Raw genomic sequence first — 15,719 nt, forward strand, 5'->3', positions numbered from 1 at the left:
AGAAGTCGGGTTCACTGCCAATGACGGAGGCTGCCGGGTGTCGACGGTCTCAGTGCCCATCAGACTCGTCCGGGACCGTCCGACCTGGCTCATCTACTTCCTGCTCGGCACGTTCGCCACGTTCGTGTACGGCCTGAGCGCCGCCCTCCCGCTGCTGCGAGCCGACCAGCGCACCACGGCCACCGTCGCCGGGCTGCACGGCACCGCCATGGCGGTCGGCACGATCGGCGCCGGGCTCGCGCTCCCCCTGCTCACCAGGCTGCTCGGCCGGCGCTCGACGTGCTGGTTCGGCCTGGCCGGGATGAACGCCGGCGTGCTGCTGGTCATGGTCACCTCCGCGCTGCCCCTGACGCTGCTCGGCTACGGCCTGGCCGGCGGCTTCGGCTCGGTCATGCTCTACGCGGCGATGGCCGAGCTCAGCGACCACCAGGGGGCCGCCGGGCCGGCCGCGCTCAGCGAGGCCAACGCCGTGGGCGTGCTGGTGGGGATGGTGGCGACGTTCGTGCTCAGCCAGGTGGCGCAGAGCGCGCTCGGCTGGCGGGCCGCCCTGCTGGTCACCCCGGCCGTCAGCGTGCTGCTCGCGTTGTCGCTGGGCCGCTCCTGGCCCGCGCCCCGGGGGGCCGGCGGCGGGCGGGACGACGCGGTCGCCGGGCAGGCCGTCCCGGCGCGGGAGGGCGTCGGGTGGCGCTTCCACCTGGCCGGGGGCGTGCTGTTCTGCTGCGTGGCCCTGGAGTTCTCGTTCAACCTGTGGGCCGCCGACCTGTTCGCCCTCAGGACGGGCGTGCCGGCGGCCGTCGCGGCGACCGGGCTGACGGCGTTCGTCAGCGGCATGGCGGCGGGCAGGTTCGCCGGCGCGCAGCTCGCACTGCGGCTGTCGGCCACGCCGCTGCTGGCCGGCGCTCTGGGGCTGATGGCCTTCGGCTGGGTGCTGTTCTGGGCGAGCACCGTGCCGGTCCTGTCGTACGTGGGGCTGGCGCTGAGCGGGCTGGGCGCGTCGCTGCAGTTCCCGCTCGCGCTGAGCACGCTGATCGCCGCCTCCGGCGACCGGGCGGACCGGGCGGCGGCCGCCTCGCCCGTGTGGGCGGGCGCCGCCATGGCGATCGGCCCGCTGCTGCTCGGCGCGCTGGCCGACGGCTACGGCACCGGGAACGCGTTCCTGCTGGTGCCCGTGGTCATCGGCCTCGCGGTCGCCGGGGTGCTCATGTCCAGTCGGCGTACTTGAGCGTGTCGGCCAGGCCGGGCGTGTCCCACTGGTCGACGACGAGGATCTGGCTCTTCGGCAGGTACCACTCGCGCTGCGTGAAGCGGGCCTTGACGCCGCCGCCCGAGTAGCTGACGCAGGTGGCCTGCCAGGCGTTGTAGGCGGCCTTGTGCCCGGCCCCCATCTGCCGGTAGCCCCTGGTGACCTTGGGGCCGACGACCTCGCCCCACTTGCGGTTGATCGGGCACGGCTGCACGTCGCTGGCCGGATAGTACGGGTTCTTGCCCGTGTAGGGCCCGAACCCCTCGGCGCCCCGCTTGATCGCGCCGGGGCCGAGGACGTAGAACGCGTCGCACTCCGGCGAGCCCCAGCCGTGCGGCTTGGCGCACCGGCCGGTCACCACCTGGACGACGTCGCCGCCCTTGCGGTGGACCACCCACTCGATCGGGATGTAGAGCGTCAGCCCGCCGCGCAGCCTGAGCTGCTGGGCGGGGGCGGCGGAGGCGGCGCCGGGGACGGCGAGCACGGCGGCCAGGGTGGCCAGAGCCGCGGCGGAGGCGGCGGCGAAAGATCGTCGTGACATGCGCACCACCGTAGGATCCGCCACTTGCAGCCCAATCACGAACGGCTGAAAGCCGCGAGCCGGCCCGAAGCGAGCCGGCTCACGAACGGCTGGACCCTACGGACGGGTGAAGGCCGTCGTCAGCTCCCGCAGCAGCGCCACCACGCCGTCGGGCCCGTCGACCACGATGTCGGCCCGCTCGGCCAGCGCGGTCACCTCGGCCGAGCCGCTGCACACGGTCACGCCGGGCAGCCCCGAGGCGCGTACGGCGTCGAAGGCGGCCAGGTCGCCGAGGTCGTCGCCGACGAACATGACGGACCTGGCGTCCCGCTCGGCCAGGAACAGGCCGAGCGCGTGGCCCTTGTCCATGCCGGGCGGGCGCAGCTCCAGGACCATGCGTCCGGGCTCGATCACCAGGCCGTGTTTCCCGGCCAGCTCGGCCAGCGGCTCGCGCAGCACGGCGAGCGCGCCCTCGGGGTCGGGGGCGCGCCTGGTGTGCACGGCCACCGCCCTGCCCTTGTCCTCGATCGCCACGCCGTGCAGGCCGAGCGCGTCGAGCAGCAGGGGCAGCTCGGCCCGCACGCGCGGCACGCCGGGTGGCGGCGGCGGCGCCGAGACGCGTCCGTGCTCCCACCGTTCGAAGCCGTAGTGGCCGAGCACCACGAGGCCGGGCACGTCGGCCAGGCCGGGCCCGAGTTCGAGCGCGGTGGCCGCCGGCCTGCCGGTCACGACGGCCACGGCGCCGACGTGCGCGCCCAGTTCGGCGAGCACGGCGGGGGCCTCGGGGTGGATCTTGGCGGAGGCGGGATCGGGCACGATCGGCGACAGGGTTCCGTCGAAGTCGAGCCCGATCACGGCGCCGGACGGATCTTTAAGGATCGCTTCCATACCAGGGATGTTCCTCACGCGGCTGCCGTACCCAGCCGGTCAGGGACGCATGCCGAGCCGTCTCGCCGCACGGTCGCGCTGACGGGTGGAGCGCAACCGTCGCAACCGTTTGACCAGCATCGGGTCCTGCTCCAGCGCCTCCGGTCTGTCGATCAATTCGCCGAGCAACTGGTAGTAGCGGGTGGCCGAGAACCCGAAGGTCTCCTTGATGGCCTGCTCCTTGGCGCCCGCGTGCCGCCACCATTGGCGTTCGAAGGCGAGGAGTTCGAGATCGCGGTCGTTGAGGGATGTCCGGGACGGTTCCTGGGCAGCACTGTCACCGCTGAGCGGTGCTCCCATGATGTCCTCCTCGGGAAGGGGCGTGCGACGATCACATCGCACGCTTCGCGGCCCGTGGCCAATCGTAATGTGCGATCTGCGGCTGTTCACGGCGGATTACCGGACGTACAGTCACGAAATGTGACCCCAGTCATCACGCTCCTCACGGACTACGGGCTCGAAGACGGCTATGTGGCCGCCTGCCACGGAGTGATCGCCGGGATCGCGCCCGAGGCGCGGGTGATCGACGTGTGCCACCTCGTCCCGCCCGGCGACGTACGGCGGGGCGCGGCGATCCTCGCCCAGACCATCCCCTACCTGCCTGAGGGCGTGCACATCGGCGCGGTCGATCCCGGCGCGGGCGGCGCGCGGCGGTCGGTGGCGGTCGAGGCGGGCGGCCGGATGTTCGTCGGCGGCGACCTGCAGGCGCTGGGCGTCCAGGTGGGCGACACGCTGGGGGTGTGGCTCGGGCGGCGGCAGCTCGCCCTGCCCTTCCGGGCGACGTTCGCGGCGGTGCCGCCGGGCGAGCTGGTGGCGTTCACGGACTCGGCGGGGCTGATCGCCATCGCGGTCAACTCCGGGGACGCGGCCCAGAGGCTGGGCCTCCCCCCTGGGGCCCATGTCCGACTTTCGCCGACACCCTAGGGCGAATGGCCGCATAACAGCAATTACTCCGCGTATCGGGCTGTTTACCGAAGCGTCGGAACGAATCATCGGCCGCGTGCCAGAATGCACGGCAGATCGGGCGTCCCTCCCCTCCCGTTCGAGGTTGACGTGTACCAACTGTCCGTCGTGCTGCTCTCCATCCTGTCCGTGTTCTGGCCGCAGGCCGACGTGCCCGTGCCGGAGCGCTGGCACACCTGGCCGGTGGCGCGGATCTTCCCCTCGGTCGTGCCGGGCCTCAGCCCGTCGGGGGCCAGGGTGACGTACGTGCTGGCGGGCGTGGCCCCCGAGGCGCCGTGCCGGGTGGCGTTCCAGCCCGCCGCGGTGCGGCCCGGCTGCCTGACCGCCCTGCGGGCCACGTACGCCGACAGCACCCGGACGTACGTGGCCACCGTCGGCATCGCCGTGCTCGGCGCGCCGGGCACGGCGATGTACCCCGGGACGTACCCCGGGACGTACCCCGGGACGTACCGCGGGACGTACCGCGGGACGCGCCCGGCCACCGTGCGGCCCGTCGCCTTCCCCGGCGGGCCGGCCGAGCGGTTCGGCCGGCGGCAGTACGTCACCGGGGCGGTGGCCGGCACGGGTGAGCCCTACCTCGTGGCGACGGCCGCGGGATACGCCGACGGGCGGGCGTACCGGCCGGGCGACCGCGCCGCGCCGCGGCTGCGCGGGGTCGCCCGGCAGCTCGCCGAGGCGTTGTACCGGGCGCTGACCCGATGAGGGTGCTCGCGTCCCTGCTGCCGGCTCTGATCCTGGCGGCCGGGGTCGCGGGCGTGGCGTCCAGCGCCACCGACGACGTGCGGACGGCGGCCTCGCCGAGCGCCCCCGGCGCGGGGGCGGCCGCGCGGGCCCGGCAGTGGCAGCTCGCGGCGCTGCGCGCGCCCAGGGCGTGGCGGGAGAGCCGGGGCGCGGGCGTGCTGGTGGCCGTGCTGGACACCGGCGTGAACGCCCGCCACCCCGACCTGCGGGGGGCCGTCACCCAGGGCCCCGACCTGACCGGCGCGCCCCCGCGGCTCTGGGGGCACCACGGCACCGCCATGGCCGGTCTGATCGCCGGCCGCGGGCACGGCGAGGGCCGCGCGGAGGGCGTGGTCGGCGTGGCCCCCGCGGCGCGGGTGTTGTCGATCAGGGTCACGCTGGAGAACGCCGACCCGCTGCGCGCCGAGCAGCGGTCCGGCCGCCGCGACGCCCTGGCCGCCGGCATCAGGTACGCGGCCGACCACGGCGCGGACGTGATCAGCATGTCCCTCGGCGGCGGCAGCGGCGCGTGGGAGGGCTCGGCGGCCGAGGAGGAGGCCGTGCAGTACGCGCTCGCCCGCGGCGCGGTCCTGGTGGCCTCGGCGGGCAACGACGGCGACACGGCCAACAGGAAGAACTTCCCCGCCGCCTACCCGGGCGTGATGGCCGTGGGCGCGGTGGACCGCCGGCTGCGGGTGGCCCCCTTCTCCAACCGCCAGGACTACCTGTCGGTCGTCGCGCCGGGCACGGACGTCGTCACGGCCGACGGCGGCGACGGATACGTGGTGGGCGACGGCACCAGCTCGGCGGCGGCCATGGTCGCGGGCGTGGCCGCCCTGGTGCGGTCGGCCCATCCGGAGCTGTCGCCGTACCAGGTGCGCACGGCCATCGAGCGCGGCGCCAGGAGACGGCCCGCGCGCGGCCACAGCCCCGCCTACGGGCACGGGGTGGCCGACGCGCCGCTCGCCCTGCGGGAGGCGCGGCGGCTGGCCCACGGAGGGGTCTCACCGGCCGCCCGGCCCGGCCCGTACTTCGGGCGGGGCCCGGCCCGGCCGCCCGCCTCCAGGACGCCGGTCGTGGCCGGGATGGTGGTGCTGGCGGCGGCCATGTCGGCGCGGGTGGTCGCCACCCGGCGGCGGCGCAGGAGGGATTCACCCTAACAAGCGCTTGTGCAATACTCCTGGCTATGACCTTAGCGATCGACGGCTGGTTCGCCATCGACGGGGACGGCGTCACCCACCTCATCGGCACCACCTGCCTGACCTGCGGGACCGTCGCCTTCCCGCCGCAGCCCGGCCTGTGCCCCAATCCGCGCTGCGAGGGCGAGGAGACGGCCGAGGCCCGGCTGCCGCGGCGCGGGCGGGTCTGGTCCTACACCGAGGCGTGTTACCCGCCGCCGGAGCCGTACGTGGCGGCGGAGCCGTACCGGCCGGTCACGCTGGCCGCCGTCGAGCTCGGGGACGCCGGGCTGGTGGTGCTCGGCCAGGTCAAGGACCTCACGGCCGGCGACCTGGAGGTGGGCATGGAGCTGGAGCTGGTGCACGGGCCGCTGGCCGACGGGCCGCTGGTGTGGATGTGGGGGCGGGCCTCGTGAGCGCGGTGGTGGTGCTCGGCGCGGGCATGCACCCGTGGGGCAAGTGGGGGCGTCCCTTCGCCGAGTACGGCGTCGCCGCCGCCCGCGCCGCCCTCCGCGACGCCGGCGTGGCCTGGACCGACGTCCAGTACGTGGTGGGGGCCGACACGATCAGGAACGGCTACCCCGGCTTCGTCGCCGGCGCCACCTACGCCCAGGCACTCGGCTGGACGGGCGCCAGGATCGCCTCCTGCTACGCGGCCTGCGCGTCGGGGGCCCAGGCCGTGGACATCGCGCGGACCAGGATCATGGCCGGGCTGTGCGACGTGGCGCTGGTGGTGGGCGCGGACTCCACCCCCAAGGGCTTCTTCAAGCCGGTCGGCGGCGACCGGCACGACGACCCCGACTGGCTGCGCTTCCGCCTGCTCGGCGCGACCAACCCGGCCTACTTCGGCCTGTACGCCCGCAGGCGCATGGCCCTGTACGGCTCCACCGCCGACGACTTCGCCGCCGTCAAGGTCAAGAACGCGCGCGCCGGCTCGCTCAACCCCATGGCCCGCTACCGCCGCCCGGTCACGGCGGAGGAGGTGCTGGCCTCGCCCATGGTGGCCGACCCGCTGCGCCTGATGGACATCTGCGCCACCTCCGACGGCGGGGCCGCGGTCGTGCTGGCCTCCCAGGCCTACGCCAGGCGGCTCGGCGCGACGGCCCCCGTGCGCCTGGCCGCCGTCTCCACGGTGACCCCGACCTTCCCCAACACGATCCTGGAGCTGCCGAACTTCGCCACCGAGTCCTGCGCCGCCGTTCCCGCGCCGGAGAGGCCCTTCAGAGCCGCGATCGCGCACGCGGCCTACGAGGAGGCCGGCCTGGGCCCCGAGGACGTCTCCTTCGCCGAGGTGTACGACCTGTCCACCGCCCTGGAGCTGGACTGGGTCGAGGACGTCGGCCTGTGCCCGCCGGGCGAGGCGGACAAGCTGCTGCGGGCGGGCGAGACCGCGCTCGGCGGCCGGGTGCCGGTCAACCCGTCGGGCGGCCTGGCCTCCTTCGGCGAGGCGATCCCGGCCCAGGCGATCGCGCAGCTGTGCGAGCTGACGTACCAGCTGCGCGGCGCGGCGGGCGGGCGGCAGGTGCCGGGCGCGCGCGTCGGCCTGGCGGTCAACCAGGGGCTGTTCGGCCACGGCTCGGCGATCGTGGCCACCACGTGACAAGGCCCTCCGGGAGGTTCTCCCGGAGGGCCTCACGATCGCTCGCGGTCAGCCCGCGTGCACCACGTCGTGCGTCTCGGCGAAGTGACAGGCGCTCTCGTGGCCGGTCCCCGTCCGGATCTGCAGCAGCGGCTCCTCCTCCGCGCAGATCTCCTGCGCCTTCCAGCAGCGGGTGCGGAAACGGCAGCCCGACGGCGGGTTGGCGGGCGAGGGCGGGTCGCCCTGCAGGATGATCCGCTCGCGCTGCTCCCGGCCCTCGGGGTCGGGAACCGGCACCGCCGACAGCAGCGCCTGCGTGTACGGATGAGCGGGCTTGTCGTAGATCTCGACGTCCTTGCCGAGCTCGACGAACTTGCCCAGGTACATCACGCCCACCCGGTCGGAGATGTGGCGGACCACCGACAGGTCGTGGGCGATGAAGATGTAGGCCAGGTTGAACTCGTTCTGCAGCCGCTCCAGCAGGTTGATCACCTGGGCCTGGATCGACACGTCCAGCGCCGAGACGGGCTCGTCGCAGACGATGATCTCCGGCTGCAGCGCCAGGCCGCGGGCGATGCCGATGCGCTGCCGCTGGCCGCCCGAGAACTGGTGCGGGTAGCGGTTGATGTGGTCGGGGTTGAGCCCGACGACCTCCAGCAGCTCCTGCACCTTGCGGCGGCGGTCGCCCTTGGGCGCCACCTCCGTATGGATCTCGTACGGCTCGCCGATGATGTCGCCGACGGTCATCCGGGGGTTCAGCGAGGTGTACGGGTCCTGCATCACCATCTGGATGTTGCGGCGCATGCGCTTGAGGTCGCCGCCCCTGGCCTTGGCGATGTCCTTGCCGTTGATCTTGACCGAGCCCGAGGTCGGCCGCTCCAGCGCCATCAGCACCTTGGCCAGCGTGGACTTGCCACAGCCCGACTCGCCCACGATGCCCAGCGTCTCGCCCCTGTTGAGGTCGAACGAGACGCCGTCCACGGCCTTGATCGCGCCGATCTGCTTCTTGAGGACGATGCCCTGGGTCAGAGGGAAGTGCTTGACCAGGTCGCGAACCTCAAGGATGCGCTCACTGCCGTTCGCCATCGAGGACCTCCCTCCAGTAGTGGCAGGCGCTGGAACGCGTGCCGCTGATCTCGTAGAGCTGGGGGGCGACGGTCACGCAGTTGTCCTGCCGGTACGGGCAGCGGGGATTGAACGCGCAGCCGCTCGGCAGGTCGAGCAGGTTGGGCGGCAGGCCCTTGATCGCGTACAGCTCCTGGCCCTTGAGGTCCACCCGGGGGATGGACTCCAGCAGGCCCTTCGTGTACGGGTGCGCCGGCGCCCGGTAGATGTCGTGCACCGGGGCGTTCTCCACGATCCGGCCGGCGTACATGACCGAGATCTTGTCGGCCACGTCCGCCACGACGCCCAGGTCGTGGGTGATCAGGATCATGCCCATCTGGCTCTCGCGCTGCAGCTCGGCCAGCAGTTCCATGATCTGCGCCTGGACGGTCACGTCCAGGGCGGTGGTCGGCTCGTCGGCGATCAGCACCTCGGGGTCGAGCGCGATGGACATCGCGATCATGATGCGCTGCCGCATGCCGCCCGAGAACTGGTGCGGATAGTCGTTGACGCGCTGCCGGGCGGCCGGGATGCGGACCTTGTCCATCAGCTCGACGGCCTTGTTCATGCCGTCGCGCTTGGACATGCCGCGGTGGACCCGGAACATCTCGCTGATCTGCCAGCCCACGGTGAACACCGGGTTGAGCGCCGAGAGGGCGTCCTGGAAGACCATCGCGATGCGCTGGCCGCGCACCTGGGTGCGGGCGTCCTCCGAGAGCTTGAGCAGGTCGGTGCCCTTGAAGCGGATCTCGCCCTTGGGGATGACGGCCGGCGGCATGTCCAGGATGCCCATGATCGCCTGAGCGGTCACGGACTTGCCCGAACCCGACTCGCCGAGCACCGCCAGCGTCTCACCGGGGTTGACCGTGTAGCTCACGCCGTTCACCGCGCGCACGACGCCCTGACGCGTACGGAACTCCACGTGCAGGTCGTCCACCGCGAGCAGCGGTTCGTTGCCCAGCCCTCCCTCGGCGGGCAACACGTCTGTCGACGTCTTCTTCACTTGATCCCCCCTTCTACCTGAGCTTCGGGTCGAGAGCGTCGCGCACGGCGTCGCCCAGCATGATGAACGCGAGCACCGTGATGCTCAGGAACAGGGCCGGGAAGAACAGCGGCAGCGACGCGTCGAGGAAGCGCGGCCGGGCGTCGGCGATCATGAGGCCCCACGAGATGTCCGGCGACTGCACGCCGACCCCGAGGAACGACAGCGCCGCCTCCGCCGCGATGTAGCCGCCGAGGTTGATCGTGCTGACCACGATCACCGGCGCCAGCGAGTTCGGCAGCAGGTGCTTGAACATGATGCGCCACTGGCCCGCGCCCACCGCCCGCGCGGCGACCACGAAGTCCTGGCTCTTCGCCGTGATCACCGAGGCCCGCATGATGCGGAACACCATCGGCCAGCCGAGCACCGCCAGGGCCGCGATGACCAGCATGATGCTGTTGATGCCGCTGTCGCGGAAGGTGGCGGCGATCAGCAGGGCGCCCAGGATCGGCGGGATGGCGAAGAAGATCTCGGTGACCCGGGAGGAGACCGAGTCGATCAGGCCGCTGCGGAAGCCGGCGAACAGGCCGAGCAGACCGCCCAGGATCATGGTGATGATCGTGGTGGTCACGCCGATCACGATCGAGTTGCGGGCGCCGTAGATCGTCCTGGCGAACACGTCACACCCCTGGCTGTCCTTGCCGAACGGGTGCCCCACGCTGGGGAGCTGCCGGGCGGTGGACAGGTCGCAGGTCTGGGCGTTGGTCGGGTCGATCGAGGTGAACAACGACGGCCAGAACGCCATGACCAGCAGGATCGCGATCAGGATCGCGGAGATGATGAACATCGGCCGGCGGCGCAGGTCGTACCAGGCGTCGGTCCACAGGCTGGCGGGCTTCTCCTGCTTCTGCTTGCCGCGCCGGCCCTGCTTGTCGGGGGACGGTGGCGCCGGGGCCTCCGTGACCAGCGACTTCGCTTCCGGCAGCATGGGCCCGACGTTTGCTTCGTTACTCATAGCGGATCCTCGGGTCGAGCACTGCGTACAACATGTCGACGACCAGGTTGGCCAGGATGTAGATCAGCACCAGCACGGTCACGATGCCCACGACGACCGGCTGTTCTCGCAGCAGGATCGAGTTGAACAGCTGGTTGCCGATGCCCGGCAGGTTGAAGATCGTCTCCGTGATGACCGCGCCGCCCATCAGGTTCCCGAGGTCGGCGCCGAGGTAGGTGACCAACGGGATCAGGGCGTTGCGGAGCCCGTGCCTGCCGATGACGCGGCGTTTGGCCAGACCCTTGGCGGTGGCCGTGCGGATGTAGTCCGCGCGCAGCGTCTCCACCAGGCTCGTCCGCGTCAACCTGGTGAGATAGGCGATCGACGTGCCGGCGAGCACGAAACCGGGCAGCAGGTAGCTGCGGAACCCGGCCGAGATGCCGGCCACGGGGAAGATGTCGCTCCCCGTCCACAGCTTGAGCTTGACTCCGAGCACGAGCTGCAGCACGAAGCCCGTCACCAGCGTGGGGACGGAGATCAGCAGCAGCGTCGAGGCGAGGATGGCGGTGTCGGAGGCCCTGCCGCGGCGCAGCGCCGCCCACAGGCCGAGGCCGACGCCGATGATGGCCTCCATGACGAGCGCGGTCAGCGCGAGGTTCAGCGTGACCTGGAACTTGCCGGCCATGAGCTGCGAGACCGGGATCCTGGAGAAGGTGGTCCCGAAGTCGCCGTGGAACAGCACGCCGCTGAGGTAGTACCAGTACTGCAGCAGCAGCGGGTCATTCAGGTGGTATTGGTCGCGCAGGACCTCGGCCACGGCCGGGTCCAGGCGCTTCTCGCCCGCCAGTGCCTGGATGGGGTCGCCGGGCAGGGCGAAGACGATCGCGAAGATGAGTAGCGTGGCGCCGAGCAGGACGGGTATCGCCTGCAGCAGTCGCCTGATGACATAACGGCCCATTCAAGCCCTCCGGTACATGCGTGGAGGCAGTCACCCTCGTAGCCGCGGTTTGCCCGGCCCCAAAGTGACTGCCTCCAAGCTCAGTCCTCCGATGGGCGGACGGCAAGAGCCGTCCGCCCGGCGAATGACGTCAGGCCTTCTCGATGTCGGCCCACTGAACCTGGTTGAGCAGGTTCAGCTTGACGCCCTTGACCTTGGGGGAGTGTCCGAAGTTGCTCCGGTAGAAGTACACCGGGATGTACGGCATGTCCTTGATCAGGATGTCGTCGGCCTGCTGGTAGAGCTTGAGGCCCTCGGCAGCGTCGGCGGCCTGGTCACCCTTGGCGACGATCTCGTCGAATTCCTTGTTCTCGTAGCCGCCGTAGTTCGAGCCGGTCGAGATGGCCTGGGTGCCGAAGATCGGCGTCAGGTAGTTCTCGGCCGACGGGTAGTCGATCGACCAGCCCATGCGGAACAGGCCCTTGTACTTCTTGGCGTCCAGGTCGTCCAGGATGGCCTTGAAGTTCTCGAACGGCTTCGGCGTGACCTCGATGCCCAGGTTGGCGCGGAGGTTGTTGGCGACGGCCTCGATCCACTCCTTGTGGCCGCCGTCGCCGTTGTAGCCGAGCTCCAGCTTGGCCGGGCCCTTGGCGTCGGCGTAGAGCTTCTTCGCCTCGGCCGGGTTGTACGTGCAGGCCGTGCAGGCGCCCTGACGGTAACCGGGGATGGCCGGGTTGATGAAGTCGTCGGCCGGGGCGCGGGTGCCCGCGAAGACCGTCTCGGTGATGGTCTTGCGGTCGATGGCCATGGAGATGGCCTTGCGCACGTCCGGGTTCTTGAACTCGGGGTTGTACTTCAGCGGGACGCCGATGTAGCCGACGGAGGCGTCGGGCTCGTCGAAGTAGCGGTCGCCGAGGACGGACTTGGCGGTCGCGATCGCCGAGGCGGGCAGCGAGTCGTCCACGTCCAGGTTCTCGGCCTGGAGGTCCTGGAAGGCGGTCTCGGCCGAGCTGTAGATCTTGAACTGCAGCTTGGTCCAGTTCTTCGGCTTGGGGCCGGGGAACTTGTCGTAGACCGTCATGTCGATGGTCTGCGCGCCGCCCTTCTTGTAGGGCTTGTCGACCTTGAACAGGCCCTGGCCGATCGGCTGCTCGCCGTAGGCCTGGGTCACCTTGCCGTCGGCGCCGAGCGCGGAGGCCGGCAGCGGGTAGAAGGCGGTGTACCCGAGCATCGTCTTGAACTGCGAGAACGGTGCGGACAGCGTCACCTCGAGGGTGCTGTCGTCGACAGCCTTGAGGCCCTTCATCTCCTTGGCCGTCGGCGTCTTGCCCTCGCCCGGGTGGACGTCGGCGAAGCCGTCGATGCGGGAGAAGAAGGCGGAGGAGCTCATGGCGTTGTCCTGGTTGGCGCCATAGTTCCAGGCCCGCGCGTAGTCAGCCGCGGTGACCGGCTTGCCGTCGTGCCAGGTGTAGCCGGACTTGAGCTTGATCGTCCAGACCTTGCTGTCCTGGGTGGTGATCGACTCAGCGGCCTCTTCAACCGGCTGCTTGTTCTCGTCGTACTTGACGAGCGGCGAGAACACCGCGGCGAGGACTTCGGAGCCCTCGGTCTCGGTGGTGTTCAGCGGGTTGAGGAGCTCCTGAGGCTCACCGATCTCCATGCGGACCGGCGTTTCGCCGCCGCCCGCGGCAGTGCCGCCGTCCGAGGCACCGCCGCCACACGCGGCAACCGCGAGGGCGAGCAGCGCGGTACCGGCGACGATCTGTGCGCCCTTAGTAACACGCATGGTGAAAAAAATCCTCCCTCTACAGGTGGGCGACAGCGCTGAGCTGCGGTGATGGTAAGCAGCCTGACGGGGGGTTCCTGGTATCCCCCGGATTTGGCTGACATGGTCAAACCAGCCGACGCCCTGCCAGTCGATCGCGACTATCCCTTACTACTTGCCACCAGCGAGTCTCTGGCGCGTTGCAGTTCGGTCACACGTGCGCCAATCCAGCGTCACAGACATTCTTCCTATAACTCTACAAACACCCCAGGGATGCTCAAACAGGTCAAGCCTCGACGTGAACGGCGGATGAAAATTACCCCCTACAGGACCGTGGTCGCGCCCTTCCCGCCATGGCCCGCCTCGCTGGGCTACGGTTGAGCGAGTCTTGACGGCACCTTGGAACCTGGCGCCCCAAGACTCCGTCCAAGCATCTGCCGCGTCCCTCGCGGCAGGCACCCCACCGACCTGGATCCAATAGAGTCCTAGCCATGAGCCAGCCGGAATCCGCTGTCGCGGACGCCCAGGCGGGCGGCCGAAGCGGGCAGGAGCCGCTGGCCAAGCTCGCCGAGAGATACGGACTTCGCCGTGCCATCGCGCGGCCGAGGTTCCCTGTCTATCTGCGCCAGCTCTGGGAGCGGCGACACTTCATCCTGACGTACGCGACGTCCCGCAACGTCTCGAAGTACTCCAGCTCGGCCCTGGGCCAGCTGTGGCAGGTGCTGACCCCCCTCCTCAACGCGGGCATCTACTACGTGATGTTCGGCGTCATCCTGGGCGGCCGGGGCGGCATCGAGAACTACCCGGCCTTCCTGCTGACCGGGATGTTCGTCTTCACCTACACCCAGCGCGTGGTCACGGCGGGCGCCAAGTCGATCTCCGGCAACCTGTCGATGATCCGCGCCCTGCACTTCCCGCGCGCCTCGCTCCCGCTGGCGTACACGATCCAGGAGCTGCAACAGCTCGCCATCTCCATGGGCGTGCTCCTGGTCATCGTGACGGCCACCGGCGAGTGGCCCACCTGGTTCTGGCTCATGATCCCGGTGGTGCTGGCGCTCCAGACGATGTTCAACATCGGGGCCAGCCTGGTGATCGCCCGGATGGGCGCCCAGATGCGCGACCTCAACCAGTTGCTGCCGTTCATCACCCGCACCTGGCTCTACGCCTCGGGCGTCTTCTTCTCGATCCAGGACAAGGTGGTCGGGTCCGCGAAGCTGCCGCAGTGGGTCGCCGACGTGATGTACCTGAACCCGACGGCTTCCTACATCGAGTGGATGCGCGACATCCTGATCAAGAGCTACCACCCGCAGAACGGACACTACCCCCCGACCATGGTGTGGGTGTCTTGCGTATTCTGGGCAGTGTTCTCACTCGGCTTCGGCTTCTGGTACTTCTGGCGGTCCGAGGAGAGGTACGGGCGTGGCTGAACTGACCGAGGAGCTGTCACAGGTGAAGGGCGAGGAGCCCGGCGTCCCTGGCAAGGACGTGAGGGTGCACCCCAACCCGGAGCCCCGGGGCAAGAGTCCGCTCGACGTTCCCACGGGCACCCCGACCGTCATCGTCGACGACCTGCACATCGTCTACCGCGTCTACGGCACGGCCACCGACAACGAGAAGGGCAACGCGGTCAACGCCCTCACGCGCCTGCTGAAGCGCCAGGGCCGACCGCAGATGAAGGAGGTCCACGCCGTCAAGGGCGTGACCTTCGTGGCCTACCACGGCGACGCCATCGGCATCGTGGGGCGCAACGGGTCGGGCAAGTCCACGTTGCTGCGCGCCATCGCCGGCCTGCTCCCGCCGCACGAGGGCGCCGTCTACACCGACGGGCAGCCCTCCCTGCTCGGCGTCAACGCCGCGCTCATGCGCGAGCTGACCGGCGAGCGCAACATCGTCCTCGGCTGTTACGCCATGGGCATGACGCCGGCGGAGGTCAAGGAGAAGTACCAGGAGATCGTCGACTTCTCCGGCATCGACGAGTTCGTCCAGCTGCCCATGTCCACGTACTCGTCGGGCATGGGCGCGCGGCTGCGCTTCGCCATCTCCTCGGCCAAGACCCACGACGTCCTGCTCATCGACGAGGCCCTGGCCACGGGCGACCGCGAGTTCCGTAAGAAGAGCGAGGCCCGCATCCGGCAGATCCGCGAGTCCGCCGGCACGGTCTTCCTGGTCGCCCACGACCTCAAGGTCATCGAGGAGACCTGCAACCGGGTCATCTGGCTGCACAAGGGCAAGATCCGGATGGACGGCGACCCCAAGGAAGTCATCGCCGCCTACAACAAGGGCTGAACACGCCCACTTTTCGATCACCTGCGCGAAACGTGGGTGACTCGCGCGCCGAAACACTGACAGCGTGACTGCCGTTCCGATAGTATTCGAACGCGGATTCGATCCAAGGAACGCTGATGGAGTGGGGGCGCGCGATGGGAGAGCTTTCGGCCGCGATCGACCACCTGGCCATCGAAGACGTGGCCGAGATCCCCAGGATGCAGCTCGCCGAGCAGCTGCTGGAGCTTCACTGGCAGATGGCCCGGTTGCAGGCCCAGATAGCCCGACGCACCGGCGTCCGGCTGCCCTAGCGGCCCGGCGCCGTACGAGGGGGGACAAGACAAGGCCGCCGACCCCGTGACGGGGCCGGCGGCGGGCTCGGCGCGGCGCCGCTGCCCTGCAGTCAGCGGCGGCACGCGGGTGCGAACCCCCGGGCCGGAGCGCATCCGCCCAGACCCGTGGCGGGCCCGTCCGCCCGAGCGGCGGACCCGCGACCGACGCGCGGCAGTGCCGCCGGGGCGCTCGGCACCTTGTGAGCGCAC

The 15,719-nt window shown here is 70.6% G+C and carries 17 protein-coding genes; 9 read left to right on the forward strand and 8 right to left on the reverse strand.

Features of this window, described 5'->3' with window-relative positions; genetic code table 11:
* Positions 1-37 precede the first annotated feature (37 nt).
* Positions 38-1,222: a hypothetical protein gene (locus tag AB0J76_RS44950; protein WP_352320876.1), complete on the forward strand. Its 1,185-nt coding sequence runs from the start codon at positions 38-40 to the stop codon at positions 1,220-1,222.
* Here AB0J76_RS44950 and AB0J76_RS44955 read toward each other — a convergent pair.
* The 3 genes from AB0J76_RS44955 to AB0J76_RS44965 form a co-directional block, all read right to left on the reverse strand.
* A complete protein-coding gene (locus AB0J76_RS44955; RefSeq protein WP_352320874.1) occupies positions 1,200-1,784 on the reverse strand; it encodes a hypothetical protein in 585 nt (194 codons plus the stop codon). The genes AB0J76_RS44950 and AB0J76_RS44955 overlap by 23 nt on opposite strands.
* Positions 1,785-1,880: 96 nt before the next feature.
* The gene (gene otsB, locus AB0J76_RS44960) at positions 1,881-2,651 is read right to left on the reverse strand and encodes a trehalose-phosphatase (protein ID WP_352320872.1); all 771 of its coding nucleotides are present in this window, start codon (positions 2,649-2,651) and stop codon (positions 1,881-1,883) included.
* Between the two features lie 39 nt (positions 2,652-2,690).
* Positions 2,691-2,990: a DUF3263 domain-containing protein gene (locus AB0J76_RS44965; RefSeq protein WP_352320870.1), complete on the reverse strand. Its 300-nt coding sequence runs from the start codon at positions 2,988-2,990 to the stop codon at positions 2,691-2,693.
* Between the two features lie 120 nt (positions 2,991-3,110).
* On the opposite strand from AB0J76_RS44965, the gene AB0J76_RS44970 reads away from it, so the two are divergent.
* The 5 genes from AB0J76_RS44970 (at position 3,111) to AB0J76_RS44990 (ending at position 7,151) form a co-directional block, all read left to right on the forward strand.
* The gene (locus AB0J76_RS44970) at positions 3,111-3,614 is read left to right on the forward strand and encodes an SAM-dependent chlorinase/fluorinase (RefSeq protein ID WP_352320868.1); all 504 of its coding nucleotides are present in this window, start codon (positions 3,111-3,113) and stop codon (positions 3,612-3,614) included.
* A 129-nt stretch (positions 3,615-3,743) separates the two neighbouring features.
* A complete protein-coding gene (locus AB0J76_RS44975; protein ID WP_352320866.1) occupies positions 3,744-4,355 on the forward strand; it encodes a hypothetical protein in 612 nt (203 codons plus the stop codon).
* A complete protein-coding gene (locus AB0J76_RS44980) occupies positions 4,352-5,533 on the forward strand; it encodes a S8 family serine peptidase (protein WP_352320865.1) in 1,182 nt (393 codons plus the stop codon). The genes AB0J76_RS44975 and AB0J76_RS44980 overlap by 4 nt, the downstream gene beginning before the upstream one ends.
* Positions 5,534-5,559: 26 nt before the next feature.
* Positions 5,560-5,967 carry an OB-fold domain-containing protein gene (locus AB0J76_RS44985; RefSeq protein WP_352320863.1) on the forward strand — a complete coding sequence of 136 codons (408 nt, stop codon included), beginning with the start codon at positions 5,560-5,562 and terminating at the stop codon, positions 5,965-5,967.
* A complete protein-coding gene (locus AB0J76_RS44990; protein ID WP_352320861.1) occupies positions 5,964-7,151 on the forward strand; it encodes a lipid-transfer protein in 1,188 nt (395 codons plus the stop codon). The genes AB0J76_RS44985 and AB0J76_RS44990 overlap by 4 nt, the downstream gene beginning before the upstream one ends.
* Before the next feature lie 48 nt (positions 7,152-7,199).
* Here AB0J76_RS44990 and AB0J76_RS44995 read toward each other — a convergent pair whose 3' ends face one another.
* From AB0J76_RS44995 to AB0J76_RS45015, 5 genes are all read right to left on the reverse strand, one after another.
* The gene (locus AB0J76_RS44995) at positions 7,200-8,216 is read right to left on the reverse strand and encodes a dipeptide ABC transporter ATP-binding protein (RefSeq protein ID WP_352320859.1); all 1,017 of its coding nucleotides are present in this window, start codon (positions 8,214-8,216) and stop codon (positions 7,200-7,202) included.
* A complete protein-coding gene (locus AB0J76_RS45000) occupies positions 8,200-9,237 on the reverse strand; it encodes an ABC transporter ATP-binding protein (protein WP_352320857.1) in 1,038 nt (345 codons plus the stop codon). Before AB0J76_RS45000 ends, AB0J76_RS44995 begins: the two co-directional genes overlap by 17 nt.
* 13 nt (positions 9,238-9,250) lie before the next feature.
* Positions 9,251-10,231: an ABC transporter permease gene (locus AB0J76_RS45005; protein ID WP_352320855.1), complete on the reverse strand. Its 981-nt coding sequence runs from the start codon at positions 10,229-10,231 to the stop codon at positions 9,251-9,253.
* Positions 10,224-11,168, reverse strand: coding sequence for an ABC transporter permease (locus AB0J76_RS45010; RefSeq protein WP_352320853.1), 945 nt, complete (start codon positions 11,166-11,168; stop codon positions 10,224-10,226). The genes AB0J76_RS45005 and AB0J76_RS45010 overlap by 8 nt, the downstream gene beginning before the upstream one ends.
* Positions 11,169-11,298: 130 nt before the next feature.
* Entirely contained in the window at positions 11,299-12,933 is a 1,635-nt protein-coding gene (locus AB0J76_RS45015; RefSeq protein ID WP_364393482.1) for an ABC transporter substrate-binding protein, read from the reverse strand.
* A 470-nt stretch (positions 12,934-13,403) separates the two neighbouring features.
* Here AB0J76_RS45015 and AB0J76_RS45020 point away from each other — a divergent pair, with 470 nt between their 5' ends.
* The 3 genes from AB0J76_RS45020 to AB0J76_RS45030 all read left to right on the forward strand — a co-directional run bounded on the left by AB0J76_RS45020 (position 13,404) and on the right by AB0J76_RS45030 (position 15,488).
* Positions 13,404-14,339 (forward strand): ABC transporter permease, encoded by a 936-nt coding sequence (locus AB0J76_RS45020; RefSeq protein ID WP_352320850.1) that lies wholly within the window; start codon positions 13,404-13,406, stop codon positions 14,337-14,339.
* Positions 14,332-15,198, forward strand: a complete 867-nt coding sequence (locus AB0J76_RS45025) for an ABC transporter ATP-binding protein (RefSeq protein WP_352320848.1) — start codon at positions 14,332-14,334, stop codon at positions 15,196-15,198. Before AB0J76_RS45020 ends, AB0J76_RS45025 begins: the two co-directional genes overlap by 8 nt.
* Positions 15,199-15,332: 134 nt before the next feature.
* Positions 15,333-15,488 (forward strand): hypothetical protein, encoded by a 156-nt coding sequence (locus AB0J76_RS45030; protein ID WP_185845322.1) that lies wholly within the window; start codon positions 15,333-15,335, stop codon positions 15,486-15,488.
* The last annotated feature ends 231 nt before the right edge of the window (positions 15,489-15,719 follow it).

This window comes from Nonomuraea sp. NPDC049624 (assembly GCF_040675255.1).
Lineage (GTDB): Bacteria > Actinomycetota > Actinomycetes > Streptosporangiales > Streptosporangiaceae > Nonomuraea.

Coding starts and splice junctions, on each gene's coding strand:
- AB0J76_RS44995 (WP_352320859.1), bottom strand. CDS start 8,216: ATGGCGAACGGCAGTGAGCGCATCCTTGAGGTTCGCGACCTGGTCAAG.
- AB0J76_RS45015 (WP_364393482.1), bottom strand. CDS start 12,933: ATGCGTGTTACTAAGGGCGCACAGATCGTCGCCGGTACCGCGCTGCTC.
- AB0J76_RS44985 (WP_352320863.1), top strand. CDS start 5,560: ATGACCTTAGCGATCGACGGCTGGTTCGCCATCGACGGGGACGGCGTC.
- AB0J76_RS44965 (WP_352320870.1), bottom strand. CDS start 2,990: ATGGGAGCACCGCTCAGCGGTGACAGTGCTGCCCAGGAACCGTCCCGG.
- AB0J76_RS44955 (WP_352320874.1), bottom strand. CDS start 1,784: ATGTCACGACGATCTTTCGCCGCCGCCTCCGCCGCGGCTCTGGCCACC.
- AB0J76_RS45010 (WP_352320853.1), bottom strand. CDS start 11,168: ATGGGCCGTTATGTCATCAGGCGACTGCTGCAGGCGATACCCGTCCTG.
- AB0J76_RS44980 (WP_352320865.1), top strand. CDS start 4,352: ATGAGGGTGCTCGCGTCCCTGCTGCCGGCTCTGATCCTGGCGGCCGGG.
- otsB (WP_352320872.1), bottom strand. CDS start 2,651: ATGGAAGCGATCCTTAAAGATCCGTCCGGCGCCGTGATCGGGCTCGAC.
- AB0J76_RS45030 (WP_185845322.1), top strand. CDS start 15,333: ATGGGAGAGCTTTCGGCCGCGATCGACCACCTGGCCATCGAAGACGTG.
- AB0J76_RS45020 (WP_352320850.1), top strand. CDS start 13,404: ATGAGCCAGCCGGAATCCGCTGTCGCGGACGCCCAGGCGGGCGGCCGA.
- AB0J76_RS45005 (WP_352320855.1), bottom strand. CDS start 10,231: ATGAGTAACGAAGCAAACGTCGGGCCCATGCTGCCGGAAGCGAAGTCG.